A 17,964-nucleotide genomic window follows, 5' to 3' on the forward strand; every position below is an offset into this window, starting at 1 on the left:
TATTTCACGAAAGTTATATTATTTCTCGCAATAGTATAAATCCAAACAAACCTGGTTTTTTCCATTACTTAATTGAATAGTCAACATAAACAAATCATTAAAACAATCTTCATTCACTATTGTGTCGTCCATGCATACGGTACCACGAAAAATCATTTCTGTCAATTTCCAACAAGCTTGCATATACACCAATTTATCAACGAATTAATTAAGAATAAATCCTAATAACTCTGAAAAAATCAGACTTTTATAAAGATGCAAAAAAAAATTTGCATCTTTGTTGTAATAGTTGCGTCCTTTGACTATTGATTTTATTCAGACAAACCATGCATATAGATTTAAGGGGTCTGTCCCTGTGCAAGCATTTAAAAATTGTGTCATCCATATTCATCGTATGGATTAATATCCTTTGTGGATATAGCGGGAATGAATTATATTTCTCGAAAATTGGAATCGAAGAAGGTCTCTCCCAACTTTCCGTTATGACAATTTTTCAGGATGAATTGGGGAATATGTGGTTTGGAACTCGGGAAGGACTGAATATCTACGACGGTAACACGATAAAGATTTTACAGCCAAAGGGAAAACCCGAAAACTCATTATCTGGCAACCTGATAAAGGAGATCAGCGGCGACTCACAGGGTTCTGTTTTTATTCATACCCAAAACGGAATTGATCAATACGACCTTACATCCGGAACAATCACACATCTGATCACTGTTCAGATTAATGCGATGAATTATGGCAACAATCGTCTCTGGTACGCAAAAGACAACAAAATATTTGTTATTGACAGCAAACAGACAGGTTTTTTTTGCGAAATTGACCATCAAGCGCAGATAACTGCCATCCTTCCGGTGTCAGGCAACCGTCTTTTAGTAGGTACCATAGCATCCGGCGTATTCTCAATTGATCAAAATAAAAACGTAAAGAGAGTACTCCCTGGCTGTAGCCGCGTAGCCTCTATTTTTGAAGATTCGGAAAAAAACGCATGGATAAGTACCTGGGAAAATGGGCTGTACAAGATCACTGCAAATAATACCATCGTAAATTACCGGCAAAACTTGAAAGATCCTTCAAAAGGATTGTCCTCCGATTTTGTAAGAACTGTTTGTGAGGACGACAACGGGAATATCTGGATTGGTACAAAGCAGGGATTAAACAAACTCGACAAGGCTTCGTCTTTGTTTTATCATTATAGCCCGGAAATAAACGATGATAAAAGCCTCTCCAATGAATCTGTCTGGTCTCTTTACAAAGACAATCACGGAAATTTATGGATAGGCACTTATTTCGGAGGAGTAAATTATTTTAACCCGAAATCGGACAGCTTTACTTTTCACAATTTAACCAGTGGATCGTTTGCCAACAGGCCCTTTCCAATTATCAGTCAAATAATCCCTTACGAGGCAAACACTACTTTTCTTTGTACCGAAGGTGACGGATTAATTCTGTACAACACCGAAAACAAAACTTACTCTGAAATACCGGCACTAAAAAACGACAATATCAAGACGGCCTGGCTCGACAGAGATAACAATCTGTTATTTTTAGGATTACACCTAGGGGGATTATGCATACTGGACATAAAAAATAAGGGATTGAAAAGATACAGCCACATAAGAGCAGATCTGGATCAATCCAATATTGTTAGAAGAATCCTACCCTGGCGGGACAAATATTTAATAGCCACCTACAACGGTTTATACCTTTTCGATAAAGAGAAGGAAACATTTTCTGTTTTTTCCGAAGATCTTCATCAACATGTTACCTTTTTTGTGGATATCATCATTGATAAACAAAGCAATTTGTGGGTGGCAAGCAGGGGAGTTTTTAAATATAATATCCAAACCAAAGAAATCCGGCAGTTTTTTCACGATCCCTATGATGATCGATCATTGAGCAATATTAATGCTACAAAATTGTACATCGACTCTAAAGACAGACTGTGGATTGCGACCAGCGGAGGAGGAGTGAATTTATACAACTACGATTCGATGGATTTTTTAAGGTTCACATCCCAGAATACTAGCCTGAAAAACGATTATGTAAGTAATATAGCCGAATCACCTCTTGGCTATCTTTACCTGACAACCACCCGCGGATTATCGTATATTAATCCTGAAAATAACGAGGTAATTAATGTCGTTTCAAACGATGGCATCACACTCAATTCCCTTTTTAACGGAGGAATAGCCATAAAGCCGGATGGTGAAATCTATGTGGCCGGCATGAATGGTATGGTTTCCTTCTATGAGCAGGAAATCCTGGAAGATCTGAAACCCGTTGACCTCTATTTTGCAAACTTATGGGTAAACAACAGGGAGGTAACACCGAACGATCATACCGGATTACTGAAAGAGACTCTCCCTTTTACCCATCGTCTTAAATTCAACCACAGGCAATCGATACTCAAGTTTGAATTTTCTTCCGACAATATCACCGCACTCGACAAATATCACTATCAATACAGAGTAAAAGGCATGTCAAATGAATGGGTCACCCTGAGAGAAGGGCTTCATGAGATAAATTTGATGAACCTGGATGCCGGCAACTTTTTATTGGAGTTAAAAGCTGTAACGTTGAATTCAAAAGCAACGGCAGGCTCCACATCCATTGCTTTTCGGGTAACCCCACCCTTTTACAGAAGTGCGCTGGCTTACATACTCTACTTATTGGGGGGGGTGTCGTTGATATGGCTTTATGTAAGATATATAAAAAATAAAATCAGGCTGGAATCCTCCCTGGAGTATGAGAAAAAAGAAAAGGAACATATCGAAGAAGTCAACCAATCTAAAATTCGTTTCTTCACCAATATTTCTCATGAATTCAGGACACCACTCACTTTAATTTCAAGCCAGGTAGACATGCTGTTACAGCAAAAAAAACTTCAACCGTCAATAATTAAACGAATCGAAAGCATCAGCAGAAATACAGCCTTGCTGACCAGTCTTATCAATGAACTGCTTGATTTCAGGAAGATCGACAACGAAAAGTTGGCGATAAAAGCCGGAGAATATAATATTGTCCCATTTCTATACGAAATATACACCTCCTTCGAAGAATATGCCGATGCACAAAAAATTGATTTTTCTTTCCACACGACGGACGATGCGATCTTACTGTGGTATGATCAAAGTCAGATGCAGAAAGTTTTTTTCAACTTGATATCCAACGCATTTAAATACACCCCGAAAGGAGGTAGAATAACCCTTAGCATCACGCAGGATAACAAAAGAGTCCGCATTTCTGTAAAAGATAGCGGCATCGGGATTGCTTCGGAAAACAGGGATAAAATATTCGATCAGTTCTATCAAATCGTGACCGGGGAAGATTCAGTTAACATACTGCCCGGAACGGGGTTGGGATTAGCATTGACAAAAGGAATCCTGGATGCCCACCATGCAGAGATTACACTCGAAAGCGAGGTAAACAAAGGAAGCAATTTCGAAGTCATGCTCCTCAAAGGATCGGCTCACTTTGCAGAAAACGAAAAAAATGTTCTGGAAAATCGGGATGACATCAGTATTCAAGAGATCAAGAACTATTTGCCGGGGACTTCGCACGACAGGGAACTGTTGCATCCCGATAAAAAAACAGGAAAACAGGAATCGAAAAACAGGATCCTGATTGTGGAAGATAACGAAGAGTTGCTGCATGTTTTACATCACGTGTTTGATCCTCTATATCATGTAATTACTGCCACTGACGGAGAAGAGGGACTGGCAAAAACAATCGAAAACCAACCCGACATTGTACTCAGTGACCTGATGATGCCCCACATGTCGGGGAGCGAAATGTGTTTAAAAATAAAAACCAATTTTGCTGTCTGCCATATTCCTGTTGTCCTGCTCACTGCTCAAACGGCTGTCGAGTCTAACATAGAAAGCCTGAAACTGGGAGCTGACGATTATATCACCAAACCCTTCGATGTGTCTGTGCTACTGGCACGGTGCAACAATCTGGTGAACGGACGCAAACTATTGCAAGAAAGATTCGCCAAATCAACCGATGTCGGTACTTATTCCATTGCCTCCAACGATATGGATCGCAACTTCTTGGAAAAAGCAAACAAGGTCATCGAAGATAACATCGCAAACCCGGATTTTGGTATCAACGAATTCTCAAAGGAGATGAATCTGGGCAGAACAAGCTTGTTTAACAAAATTAAAGGGATAACAGGCCAAACACCCAACGAATTTATTCTCACCATTAAAATGAAAAGAGCTACCTTTTTGCTAATTAACAACCCGGAATTGAATATTTCAGACATCACCTACCGCCTGGGATTTAATTCTCCAAAATATTTCTCAAAATGCTTTAAGGATCAATTCGGACTTACTCCTTCAGACTATAAATCTTTGCATATACAAGATTGATAAAGAACGCGTATATGTTGTTTTCCCTCCGGATGTTAAATCTTTCGCTTCGTACGAAAGAGGACCTTTTTTGAACTATTTTACCCCTCCTTGTCGATCCGCACGGGTTAACTTTGTCGCGAGAATAAAAATTTGAAGCCTAAGAACTTTAAATCTTTTTAATTTAATGTCAATCAAAAAAACAAATCTAAATGAAAGTGATCAATTTTAAAACAATGACGCTTGTCTTGTTACTTCTGCTGCCGATATCATTGCTGGCTCAGTCCACTGTATCCGGTGTCGTCGCAGACGAAAGAGGAGACTCTCTCCCTGGAGTAAATATTATCATCAAAGGGACCACAAAGGGTACAGTTACAAACTATGATGGAGAATTTTCCATCGAAGCAAAACCGGGCGATATCATTGAAGCTACTTTTATTGGCTTTGAGTCGCAGGAAATAGCAGTGAAAGATCAAGCACAAATACGAATTACTCTCCGAGAGTCTTCTGTACTCATTCAAGAACTCGAGGTTGTAGCTGTCGGCTATGGCGACGTGAGAAGAAAAGACCTGACCGGATCGGTGGCCAAAGCCGACATGTCGGAAATCATCAAAACTCCCGTCAGCAACATTGCACAGTCGTTGGGTGGACGTATCGCCGGAGTACAGGTATCTTCCAAAGACGGAGGACTGGGAGACAACTTCAGCATCACGATCAGGGGAGCCGGATCGCTGACACAAAGCACGGAACCGCTGTACGTAGTGGATGGCTTTCCTTTGGAGTCGAGCAATATGGGATCATTGAATCCAAACGACATTGAATCAATCGACGTTTTAAAAGACGCCTCCGCTACAGCCATTTACGGATCACGCGGCGCAAACGGTGTAGTAATTATTACCACCAAAAAAGGAAGCGCCGGAAAACCCCGCATTGAATATAACGGTAATTTGACTGTAAGCAATATTGCCAAAACACAGGAGATGCTCTCCGGTTACCAGTTTGTAGAATTACAACAGGAGATCATGAACGAAGAAGACTTTGCGCAAAATTACCTGCGAGACGGAAGAACGCTCGAGAATTACCTGACCGAACCTGAATATGACTGGCAGGACGCAATTTACAGGACAGCCATCACAAACAACCACTATCTCTCTCTGTCTGGCATGCAGGGCGATTTGCAATATTCTACTTCAGGGTCGTATCTGAATCAGGAAGGGATCATTACAAACTCAAGTTTGGATAAATATCAAGGGCGCGTAAGTCTTGACCAAAAGTTGTTTAACGACAAGCTGCGCTTAAGGGTTATTTCCAACGCCAGCCGCACCGTAAGAAATGGAGCAGACCCCACCGGCGGATCCACTTCCGTAAGTAATGCCCTGATGTACAGCGTATGGGGATACCGTCCGGTTTCTCCCACGGGATCAAACTTGATGGAGGAGCTGTATGACGACGCCATTGAAATGACGGAAGATTACCGGTTTAACCCTGTCTTGTCGGCAAAGAACGAATACCGCAAAACCACGACCGACAATTTCAGCATTAACGGGATGGCCGAATATGAAATCATCAAAAATTTGCGTTTCAAAGCCACGGCAGGTTATCAACTGGTTAATTACACCAACGAACAGTTTAATAATTCAAAAACCAAAACCGGTTTTTATCACGACAAAAACTCACAATACAGAGGTATTAACGCATTCTACCGTCAATCGAACACCGAAAGACTTTTGAACGAAAATACATTAACTTACCAGTATGGCAAAAAAGGACATAATGTGAATCTGTTGGGAGGGGTAACCTTTCAAAAGGAGAGCTTTTACAGTCACGACCTGACCAGCACATTTATTACCAATGAAATTTTTGGGATGGCCGGATTTGGGAAAAGCAGCAGTGTGCCTTCTGTGGAATCATCAAAGGGAGAAAATACGTTGGCATCTTATCTTGCCAGGGTAAACTACAACTATCGCTCCAAATACTACGCAACCGCATCGTTCAGAGCTGACGGTTCTTCCAAATTTTCCTCAAAAAACAGATGGGGCTATTTCCCGTCCACATCACTGGCATGGGCCTTTAGTCGGGAAGATTTTCTCAAAGACAACGAGATCCTGACAAACGGGAAACTCAGACTCAGCTATGGACAAACAGGAAACAACAGAGTAGATAACTATGCCTTTAGAGGAAAGCTGGAAACGGGGGACAACACCTTCTATCCTTACGATAGCAACAAATACATCGCCTACCTGCCTACAAGCATGCAGAACGAGAACCTGAAATGGGAAACAACAGATCAATACAACGTGGGACTTGACCTGGGTTTCTGGAACGACAGGGTAAGCATCATCGCAGACTACTACATCAAGAACACCCGTGATTTGTTGCTGCAAGCCGATTTGGCTCCTTCATCGGGTTACGCCTCAGCCATGATGAATATTGGCGAACTGCAAAACCGGGGGATTGAATTTTCTATTCAGACATCCAACATACAATCAAAAGATTTTCAGTGGAATTCAGCATTCAACATTTCGTTCAACAAGAATGAGATCACCCGGTTAAATGACAAGCAGATTGCCATGACAAACTCTGTATATTGGGACAACAAATACAGAACCATGCCGGCTTATATCAGCCCTGTGGGAAGACCAGCCGGATTGATGTACGGATACTTGTACGAAGGAACCTATAAAAAGAGCGACTTCGACATTACGTTAAACGATAATGGCACCGAGGTGTATACTCCCAAAAAAGGTGTGGTATTGTTCTCCAACGAGTCGAGACCCGGTGATCCCCGCTATACCGACATCAACGGTGACGGCGTAATCAACGATGCGGATAAAACAAACATAGGGGAAGGACACCCCAAAGCCATCGGCGGATTAAACAACAGTTTTGTATATAAGAATTTGGACCTGAGCTTTTTCTTTCAATTCAGCATGGGCAATGACGTTCTGAATGCCAACCGGATGATTTTTGAAAATCCTGCAGGAAAGAGGCACACGAACATGTTCGCAACTTATGCCGACCGTTGGACGGAGGAAAATGAATCTAGCGATATTCCCCGATCAAAAGCAGTTGGCTCACAGGAATATAGCAGCTTGTATATCGAAGACGGCTCCTTCCTCAGGTTGAAATCGCTTACACTCGGTTATAACTTCCAACCGGAGCTCCTGAACAGATTACATATTGCATCGGCAAGGATTGCTTTTTCAGCAGAAAACTTATTTACCATCACTTCATATTCAGGAAATGATCCGGAAGTATCGACAAGAAATACGGTATTAACACCGGGGTTCGACTGGTCACCCTACCCTCGCTCCAGAAACTATTCACTTTCTCTTAATCTGACCTTTTAATAAAAAAGCTTTATAATGATGAAAAATATACTATTTATCCTGCTATTTGCATTGAGTCTCAATTCGTGCAGCGACTTTCTCGACACGCGCGCCTATGATTTTGTCTCACCCGAAGAGTTTTATCAAAATCAAAATGATGCCCAGATGGCATTGGCCGGAGTTTATTCGACATTGGCTACAGAAAATGTGTATGGGAACCGGTACTCCTGTATGATTTCCAATGTGGATGACCTTAGTTTTTATGTTCGTCCGTCCACACAAACTGTGACACATGTATATGGGAATGACCACAATACAAGTAACACCGACATTTATAATGCATGGAGCTCCATTTATAAAGGGATCGAAAGTGCAAATATCCTGCTTGAGAGAATTGAAAATTCCAATATCGATGAAGCGGTAAAAACCAGAATAAAGGGAGAAGCCAAGTTCCTGAGAGCTTATTACCACTTTCTGGTGGCACAAGCCTGGAAAGATGTACCCATCAGAAAGGAGTCATTTAAAGATGTTTCCAAGTCTGCTCTGGCTGCCACACCACAAGCCGAAGCCCTGGATTGGATCATCAGTGAGATGGAAGAGACGATTACCATGGTGGATGATGAGATGTACGACAATCGCCCTTCTTATGTAAAAAAGACTGTGGTAGAAGGTATTCTCGCCAGAGTATGCCTCACCCGGGCAGGATACCCCACCAACGGCGGAAAACCTTATTATGAAAAAGCTGCAGCGTATGCCAAATCGGTGAAAGATGCACAAAAGCATGGTCTCAATCCGGATGTGTACGAGATGTGGAAAAGAATGGCCAGTGACAGGTATGACACCGAATATAATGAATCGATGTGGGAAGTGGAGTTCATCGGTTCAAGAGAGCTTGATGGCAACTGGACTGACGGAAGAATTGGAAATGTAATCGGCAATATCCAAAAAAACGGTTCCACCGAAGGGCTGGGATACAGCTATTGGTTCTACGGTGGGTCATTGATCCTTTGGGATCTTTACGACGGAAACGATAAGAGACGGGACCTATCCATGGCTCCTTACCAGATCGATGCTAAAGACCAATATATCTATTGGAAAGACAATCAGATTGTACAGCGAGCCTGTGGTAAATTCAGAAGAGAATGGGAAACGCTGATGCCGCGACACAAAAATTATACCCAGGAGAATTATCCGATCATCAGATACGCCGATGTGCTGCTCATGCTGGCTGAAGCCGAGAATGAGGTAAATCAGTCGCCGACACCACTGGCATACGAAGCGATCAATACGGTAAGGGAAAGAGCCGGAATAGAACCGCTGTCGGGATTGTCTTATGCCGAATTTCAACAGGAACTGCGTGATGAGAGAGGCCGCGAGCTCTGTTTCGAATCTCTGCGAAAATATGATCTTGTAAGATGGGGAATCTACACCGATGCTATCCAGGCACTGGGTGAAGCTACTTACGACAGTCGTTGGCCCGGAGGTAGCAATTATTCCACGGCAAGAGCATTTGCAGAAAGGACACAAAAGAAACATGAATTCCTGCCCATTCCTTTAAAAGAATTGGCCATCAATACAGAACTTTCACAAAATCCTCTGTGGTAAAAAAGTGACAAAACCATAGAAAAGTAACGAGTAAGTAATCACAATAACATTCACAGTGAATTGAAAACAATCAGTAAATATACTTTTTTTTCGGGAATAATTGCCGGTACTTCCATATTGTACGGCTGTCACTCAAAGACAACTTCAGGCAAGCGCCCTGATTCTCCCAACGTCATTCTGATTTATACGGATGATTTGGGTATAGGAGACCTGAGTTGCTACGGTGCCACACAAGTGTCAACACCCCATATCGACAGGCTTGCGGGGGAAGGATTGCGGTTTACCAATGCCTATTCCACTTCCGCAACCAGCACACCATCTCGTTATGGGATGCTGACCGGCATTTATCCCTGGAGAAAAGACAATACCGGAATTGCACCTGGCAATTCCGGCTTACTGATTGATACTGCCACGGTAACTGTAGCCGACGTTTTTCAAAGAGCAGGCTACACCACCGGTGTCATCGGCAAATGGCATCTTGGATTAGGCCCTGAGTCAGGTCCCGACTTCAACACCTATATTGCTCCCAATACCAACGACATTGGTTTCGATTATGAATTTATCATCCCCGCCACGGTCGACCGTGTTCCGTGTGTATTTGTGGAAAACGGAAGAGTGGTAAACCTCGATCCCGACGATCCGATATATGTGGATTATGGAAAAAAAGTGGGCGACTGGCCAACGGGCGAGGAAAATCCGGAGCTGTTGACGTTAAAACCCAGTCAGGGACACAATAATACCATTGTGAACGGCATCTCCCGAATCGGCTATATGACAGGAGGAAAATCGGCCCTGTGGAAAGACGACGAGATCGCACAGACCATTGTTTCAAAAGCAGAGGAGTTCATCACTGAGAACAGGGACAACCCCTTTTTTCTCTTCTTCGGGACACACGACATTCATGTGCCAAGGGTTCCCCATGCCGACTTTAAAGGCAAAAGCGGACTGGGAGACAGGGGTGATGTGATACTTCAGCTGGACTGGACAGTGGGAAAAATAGTGGAAATGTTAAATCGTCTACAGTTGTCGGACAACACGATCATCATTTTCTCAAGCGACAACGGCCCGGTAATCGACGATGGGTATCATGACAAGGCCTTCGAACTGTTGAATGGACACACACCAATGGGTCAGTACAGAGGTGGAAAATACAGCCTCTACGAAGCCGGCACAAGGGTCCCACTCATTGTTTACTGGAAGGATCAAATCGAAGCCGGGATACAACATGCCCGATTTTCACAAATCGATATGCTGCGGTCCGTGGCTGCCTTTTTGAATCAATCTCTGGAAGACGACGACGCCCCCGACAGCCAGAATGCACTCCAGGTATTATTGGGCAAGGAGCAAAAGGACAGGGACTTTACCATTCATCAAAACCTTGATAACACATTAAGTATTTCAAAAGGGGGCTGGAAATATTTTACACCCAGTGAACTTCCTGGCATAGAACGCTGGACCGGGATTGAACTGGGCAACTCTCCCGAACCCCAATTGTATCGAACCGAGGAAGACCCCTCAGAAAAGAACAATGTAGCCCGCCAGTATCCTGCTGTGGTTAGAGAACTGTCAGCCATGCTGGATTCCATTCAATCTATCAATTAAACAAGCAACATGCTAAAAAAAGCTGCCATATCAATTTTGTGCATGCTCATAGGAGTAAATACACTTAATGCACACAACTTTGAGAGTTCGCACATCCCTTCAACCGTTCACACGAAGGATGGAAAAAGTGAGCTGGCACTCAGTCGAAAATATTTCAAGGATGGTACGCAATCCCTTTTATGGAGCTGGAAATCCGACAATGCGACACTTTCATTTACCGATACCGCCATTCGAGATATTGTCTCTTCTTTCGATCAAAGAAGCGGCGTGAAGCTTTGGATATTCAACGAAACACCCCAACCTGACCCCATTGTTTTCCAATTCAGGGACGCAGAAAATGTAATACAGTACACGTTCAATTTTAACCTCAACTTTACCGGATGGAGAGCTGCATGGATTGCCTATAGCGATATGTGGACTCCCGGAGGAGAAAAAACATCCGCCCGCCATGTGGTCTCCATGGATATTGTGTCTCCCGGGAATATACCTGAGGGTAAATTATGGTTCGACAGAATAGAATTTACTGATTATGTGGACAGGCAGGCTACACCCGATGCACAGATACCGCAAAATAACCGTCATCTCAACCGCGAGATATGGCACTGGGGATTACTCCATAAATGGGAACAACAGAAGCATGACATGGAAGTATCCCAGGAGATATCCACCAAAGAGTCAACCGACCTTGCCCTTGTTTATGACAATGTGAAGCAGATGTTGAAAAAAGGCAGCCTGTCTGATACGGAAAAAAAGGAACAACAACAGCTGATACAACTCTTTTCTATTTCAGAAAACGGAAAGAAGGGGGCACCACTCATGCAAAATGACAATACAAAGCCTGGCGATGTCAACTTTGGTCAGCTGAACAAACTTCTCGACCTGTCGGCAAGAGGATGGTATGCCGACAAAGATAACGCAGCAAAAGAAAATTTTCTCCTGACCATCCGCTATATGTTAAACCAGGGATTTGCCTGGGAAAGCGGAATGGGCACCAATCACCATTACGGGTACCAGATCAGGGATATCTTCGGCGCTGTCTGGTGGATGGAAGATGTGCTTCGCGCGAACAACCTGTGGGAGGAAACGAGAAAAGCAGTTACCTACTGGAGCGGCCTGCAGGAAACAAGACAACCTTTCAATAATTTGAGAGACGAACTTACAGACTCATGGAATACCTTGCTCATCCCCCGGCTAGCCTGTGCACTGTGGGCAGATACTGAAAACGAACGACTGAGAGATATGAAAGCTCTTTCGAGATGGGTCAACGGTTCGTTGCGGTTTTCTCCCGGCACCATCGGTGGCATCAAGGTTGATGGCACTGCATTCCACCATGGGGGACACTACCCGGCTTATTCTGTACCGGGATTATCTTACGTGGGAAAGTACCTGAAATGCGTGAACAGGACACAGTTTACATTGAATCAGGACGCATTTGCGGTAATGAAATTCGCATTGCTATCGCTTTCCCGGCAGACAAACCTAAGGGACTGGGGAATGGGTGTATCAGGGAGACACCCCTTCAACGGGTCAATCCTCAAAAATGGTATACTCACCTATGCCTATGCAGCCATGGTGCCGGTCGAAACAGACAAAGAGCTTGCCGGCGAATACCTTCGCTTAATGGAAGGAATGAAACGATACTCCGAAGACAACGCCCTTATTCAGCAATTTAAAAAAGATGGTATCTCTCTCAACGCATATCCAAAAGGGTTTTATGTCTACAATTACGCTTCGCAGGGTATATACCGGTACAATAAGAAGATGGTCGCCATGAAAGGTTTCACGCAAAACATCTGGGGAAGCGAGATATACGTCCGTGATAACCGGTTCGGAAGATACCAGAGTTACGGCTCCGTGCAAATAATCGGCACCCCTACCCCGGAGGCGCTGAACAAGGAATATCCTGTCACAGAAGAGGCAAGCAGATACAAAGAAGCAGGGTGGGACTGGAATAGAAACCCGGGAACAACTACCATCCACTTACCTCTGGAGTTGTTAAATTCTCCGTTCCCGGGGAGCGACATGCTCCGTCAGCCAGAGTCGTTTGCCGGTGCATCACTGCTGAACAAGGGTGAGTTTGGCATGTTTGCCATGAAGCTGGGTGAACGGGACAGAAAGAATTTCACACCTTCCTTCCATGCACATAAATCGGTGTTCGCTTTTGGAAACAGAATCGTCGCCCTGGGATCTGCCATAAGGAACGACAACAGAGAATATCCGACCGAAACAACACTCTTCCAGCAACACATGCTTTCAAATGGCGAACCGTTGGAAATCAACGAAGTGAAAGCTATCACTTTTCCCTACCGCACGGAAATAGACAAAACCGACAACAAGCATGTCGTTTTAAAGAATCTGACGGGAGAGTATTATTACCTGCCACAGGGGCAATCGCTGATCATTGAGAAGAAAAGACAGGAATCGAAAGAAAATAAACGGATGAATCCTACCCATGGCAATTTTGCCACGGCATACATTCACCATGGAGTGGCTCCCCAAAACGAAACGTACGAGTATATGATTCTTCTGGATGCAACCAAATCCCAGATAAAAAAGCTGAAAAAGGGAATCACAGAGTATGAGGTCATCAGGAAGGATGAGATTGTGCACATCGTGCATGACAGATTGAGCGATGCAAGAGGATATGCAATTTTTGAAGATTTTGCATCTACAGAAGATGACTACCTGGAGAAGAGTGATAAAGAGATCATGATCATGATGCAACCCATGGGCGATAAGTTAAAAATGAGCGTATGCGACCCTGACCTCCACTTAGGGGAATATATCTATACAACTCCTACAGAAAGTAACCCTATCACCAGAGAGATTACCCTAAAGGGGAAATTCGTCTTGTCAGATGCTCCCGCTTCGGTGTCACTTCTTCACTCTGTCAACAACACGGTAATATCGGTGATCTGCTGCGATGGCATACCGGTGGAATTCACATTGAGCATGATTAAATAATGAACTTTTAAATTCAACAAACATATATAATAGAAAATGAAAAGGTTAGCGACATTGTTTTTACTGGCAACCCTCCTGGGTGCCTGTACAGAGAAAAACGGTAAGATGCCACAGGCCGGGGCAGACGATTTATTTGCCAATGTAATAAATACAGCAGAACAGCAAATAGGATACCAGGTAAAGGTGATCGAAGAGTCGGGCAAAATATTAAACCCCAGAACCGTTGAAAACGGTTATGTACAATACATACCCAAAGATGACTGGACCAGCGGATTCTTCCCCGGAACCCTGTTTTACATGTACGACCTGACAAAAGATCCGAAATGGATGAATGCAGGGATTAAGTATACCGAGAACCTTGACACAATCAAACACCTCAAATGGCACCACGATGTGGGTTTCATGATCAACTGCAGCTTTGGAAATGCCTTGAGAGTCACCGGCAATGAGGCATATAAAGAGGTGATTGTGGAAGCGGCCAATTCGCTGGCCACGCGGTTCAGACCTGCCGCAGGCGTGATCCAAAGCTGGGATGAGGACAGAGGATGGCAGGGGAAGCGGGGATGGATGTGTCCGGTAATCATCGACAACATGATGAACCTGGAACTGCTGTTTAATGCTACCGAGATTTCAGGTGACTCCACTTATTACAAGATAGCTGTATCACACGCCAATACGACCATGGAAAACCATTACAGAGATGACTGGAGCTGTTATCATGTAGTGGATTACGACAAGGAGCAGGGTGGCGTAAGAAGCAAACAGAATGCACAGGGTTATGCACACGAATCGGCCTGGGCACGGGGACAGGCATGGGGAATATATGGATTCACCGTGGCCTATAGGTATACAAAAGACGAACGTTATCTGAAAATGGCACACAATATTTATAACTATATCTTCACCCATAAAAATCTTCCAGAGGACTTGGTACCCTACTGGGATTTTAACGCCCCCAATATTCCCAACGAGCCCCGGGATGCTTCGGCTGCTGCCGTCACGGCCTCGGCTTTATATGAGCTGGTCGCCCTCGGACAAAAAGAATACAAGGATACTGCCGATAAAATAATGAATTCGCTTGCCGGCGATGCATACAAGGCAATTGTGGGTACAAACGGCAACTTTGTACTGATGCACTCCGTGGGAAGCATCCCTCACGGCAACGAAATAGATGTCCCCATCAATTACGCCGACTATTACTTTCTGGAGGCATTGACACGTAAAAAGAATGTAGAAAATCTCTGATACTCCCATAGTGGACTTTGCCCGGACAATCACGAACAGGATCAGCGGGGAATGATAATTTAAAATATAAGCGATTCCTCATCATGATCCCCGAAAGAAGCTTTGATAATGAAGAAACTTTTATTTATATTTTTGAATCTGTGCTTTTTCTTTTTATCTTTTTCCAAAGATTTCAAAGAGTACACCCATGATGCAATTATTTCGTTCGAACAAGATGATCTGCCGGATCATGATGCACAATCTGCTCTGACTTTCTCTTCCGAACACTATAAGCATCTCCAGCATAGCCTGAAGTGGACATGGAACAGCCCCAATTCTTATTGGAGCATTCATGACAGGATCAATTACGTGCAACCTGCAACGAGTACAGATCCCCAGATATCCACTTTTGTATTCTGGATTTATTCGGAAAAACCGATAAAAAATGAAAAATTACGGGTGGAGTTTCTGAAAAAGGGCAAGGTAACATCCTATTTTGACTACGGGCTGGATTTTACCGGTTGGCGAGGAGCCTGGATCGCCTTCGACAGGGATATGGAGGGAAGACCGGAAGAGGGAATGGATGAAGTACGTTTCAGCGCCCCGGCTCTCGATTCGGGCACGCTCTATTTCGATCATGTGATCCTATCGTCGATGCAAGATGCAAGACATCACACAGCCGACATGCAGGCCCCCTTCATCAACCGGGGTACCACAAATCACTGGCTTATCCTGCATGAATCGTGGCTTAAAGAGTTCGACCTTCCTATGGTAAATGCCACTACGGCAGAAATCGGCGATATCGATCAGATTGAAAAACGGGTGAGGGAGTATTTGCTGAAAGGGGAAAAAGCAAAACCTTTGCATATGTTGCAGGCCGAAGTGGATGCATACCGTATCACAGAAAATCCCAATGGTAGCCTCAAAGGTGTACCTCTCTTCTTTGAGCGGTTCGGCGAAACCTATCAGGTACTTGGAGCTGAGAAGTACTCCCTGATATATGATAACATTATGGGATTGAGCAAATTCAATAAAACATTGCTCAATCTTTCCGTGACATACAACCTGTCGGATGATGAAGCAGAGAAAAATGTACTGGAGGAGCTGTTTATAAAAATGATACGCCATATGCTTGATCAGGGTTTTCAGGCAGGCAGCGCCATGGGTACCCTTCATCACCTCGGCTACAGCATGCGCAATTATTATCCGGCAGTTTTTCTGATGGCGGAGGTATTGGAGCGCCATCAACTGAAAAATCAAATGCAACAAGCCATGGAATGGTTTGCCGGCACAGGAGAAGTAAAAACGGCACCTCTGATACCGGGAATGGATGTGGATACCTTCAACACCAATCTGATTGGCAGGTTGACCAGCATCCTGATGATCGGCTCACAGCCTGAGAAAGTACGCTACTTGCATGCATTTACAAGGTGGCTCGACAACGGATATCAATATGCCGATGGCACACGGGGAACTTTCAAGATTGACGGCACCATGTTTCACCATCGCCACAATTATCCGGCCTACGCGGTGGGGGGACTCGACGGGGCGGTAGCAGCAGTTTACCTGCTGAGAAACACCCCTTTCAAAATATCGGAACAGAGCCACCGGATATTAAAAAAAGCGCTGCTATCCATGCGGATATACTGTAACCTGCAAACATGGCCGCTGTCGCTCTCGGGAAGACACCCCGACGGGGAAGGGAGCCTGGAGCCGGAACAGTTCGGATTGCTGGCGCTGGCAGGTTCACCCGACGGGAAGCACGACATCGACAAGGAGATGGCCGAAGCTTACCTGAGACTTGTCACCCGTGAAACGGACATTACCGCCACACTCGTTGCGAAAGGGTATTCTGCAGAAAAATCGCCGGCTGGTAACCGTACATTCAATTATTCCGGACTCAATGTACACAGGAGAGGCGACTGGATGGTCTCTGCCATGGGTCATAGCAGGTATCTATGGGCCAGTGAGGGCTATCGCGGCGAAAATCTTTACGGAAGATACCTGAACCACGGTTCACTGCAGATACTGGCAACCGGCGAGCCCATCTCCAATGGGGGGTCCGGCTTCCGCCAGGAAGGATGGGACTGGAACCATTTTCCGGGTACCACCGCCACCGTCCTTCCCATGGAGCAACTGAAAGCCGATGTGAAAAACCTGGATGATCTGTCGGGCTTCGAGGAGATGCTCCTCTCCGACGAGTCTTTTTCCGGCGGGATATCCATCCGGGGAAAAAACGGCGCTTTCGGAATGAAACTCCACGAACACGATAAATACAACGGTTCGTTACGGGCAAGAAAATCGGTTTTCTTCTTCGACAACAGGGTGGTTGCGCTGGGTAGCAATATCGAGTCTGCCCTGCCCGAAGAAACCCATACAACCCTGTTTCAGGTATTTCTCGAGGAGAAACGCAAGCCCTTTTTTGAAAACGGACGCAATAACAGAAGTTTTCCATACAGAACAACTCTCGGGGATAACAAGATAAACGGACTGTCTGACGGGTTGAACAACTACTTCTTCGTCCGTAACGGAACGGTGATCTTCCGCAAGGAAGACCAAAAATCGTTGCACGAAGAGACGGGACTTCCCACGCGAAACAACTTTGCACTGGCCGCCATCAATCATGGGCCTGCCCCCCATGGGAGCACTTATGAATATATGATTCTGGTACAACCTGAACAGAACGAGAGAGAGAAAACATGGAACGAGGCCCGGGCGGGCAGACTGCCTTATCGCGTGCTTCAGCACGATTCGCTGGCCCATATTGTAGAGGACCTTGGCACGCACACAACAGGGTATGTGCTGTTTGAATCAGGAAAAGTCTCTTCGGATGATCTGCTGCAGGAGGTAAACCTTCCCAGCCTCGTGATGTCTGAATTTAT

The 17,964-nt window shown here is 44.5% G+C and carries 7 protein-coding genes; all 7 read left to right on the top strand.

The window, feature by feature from the left end; genetic code table 11:
* Positions 1-326: 326 nt before the first annotated feature.
* Positions 327-4,379, top strand: coding sequence for a hybrid sensor histidine kinase/response regulator transcription factor (locus B3Z75_RS00205; protein WP_294066353.1), 4,053 nt, complete (start codon positions 327-329; stop codon positions 4,377-4,379).
* A gap of 191 nt (positions 4,380-4,570) precedes the next feature.
* Complete coding sequence (locus tag B3Z75_RS00210) at positions 4,571-7,708, top strand: SusC/RagA family TonB-linked outer membrane protein (RefSeq protein WP_294066356.1); 3,138 nt, start codon at positions 4,571-4,573, stop codon at positions 7,706-7,708.
* A gap of 15 nt (positions 7,709-7,723) precedes the next feature.
* Entirely contained in the window at positions 7,724-9,292 is a 1,569-nt protein-coding gene (locus B3Z75_RS00215) for a RagB/SusD family nutrient uptake outer membrane protein (RefSeq protein WP_294066360.1), read from the top strand.
* A gap of 69 nt (positions 9,293-9,361) precedes the next feature.
* On the top strand, positions 9,362-10,894 hold the full coding sequence (locus B3Z75_RS00220; RefSeq protein ID WP_414702833.1) for a sulfatase family protein: 1,533 nt from the start codon (positions 9,362-9,364) through the stop codon (positions 10,892-10,894).
* Between the two features lie 9 nt (positions 10,895-10,903).
* Positions 10,904-13,858 carry a chondroitinase family polysaccharide lyase gene (locus tag B3Z75_RS00225; RefSeq protein ID WP_294066363.1) on the top strand — a complete coding sequence of 985 codons (2,955 nt, stop codon included), beginning with the start codon at positions 10,904-10,906 and terminating at the stop codon, positions 13,856-13,858.
* A 36-nt stretch (positions 13,859-13,894) separates the two neighbouring features.
* Positions 13,895-15,103 (top strand): glycoside hydrolase family 88 protein, encoded by a 1,209-nt coding sequence (locus tag B3Z75_RS00230; RefSeq protein ID WP_294066366.1) that lies wholly within the window; start codon positions 13,895-13,897, stop codon positions 15,101-15,103.
* A gap of 108 nt (positions 15,104-15,211) precedes the next feature.
* A partial coding sequence (locus B3Z75_RS00235) for a chondroitinase family polysaccharide lyase (protein ID WP_294066369.1) occupies positions 15,212-17,964 on the top strand: 2,753 nt, incomplete at its 3' end.

The organism is Proteiniphilum sp. UBA1028 (genome assembly GCF_002316955.1).
In the GTDB taxonomy this organism is placed as follows: Bacteria; Bacteroidota; Bacteroidia; order Bacteroidales; family Dysgonomonadaceae; genus Proteiniphilum.

What these genes read in the sequence shown, in the direction of transcription:
- B3Z75_RS00215 (WP_294066360.1), top strand. Translation starts at nt 7,724, where the DNA reads ATGATGAAAAATATACTATTTATCCTGCTATTTGCATTGAGTCTCAAT.
- B3Z75_RS00210 (WP_294066356.1), top strand. Translation starts at nt 4,571, where the DNA reads ATGAAAGTGATCAATTTTAAAACAATGACGCTTGTCTTGTTACTTCTG.
- B3Z75_RS00230 (WP_294066366.1), top strand. Translation starts at nt 13,895, where the DNA reads ATGAAAAGGTTAGCGACATTGTTTTTACTGGCAACCCTCCTGGGTGCC.
- B3Z75_RS00225 (WP_294066363.1), top strand. Translation starts at nt 10,904, where the DNA reads ATGCTAAAAAAAGCTGCCATATCAATTTTGTGCATGCTCATAGGAGTA.
- B3Z75_RS00205 (WP_294066353.1), top strand. Translation starts at nt 327, where the DNA reads ATGCATATAGATTTAAGGGGTCTGTCCCTGTGCAAGCATTTAAAAATT.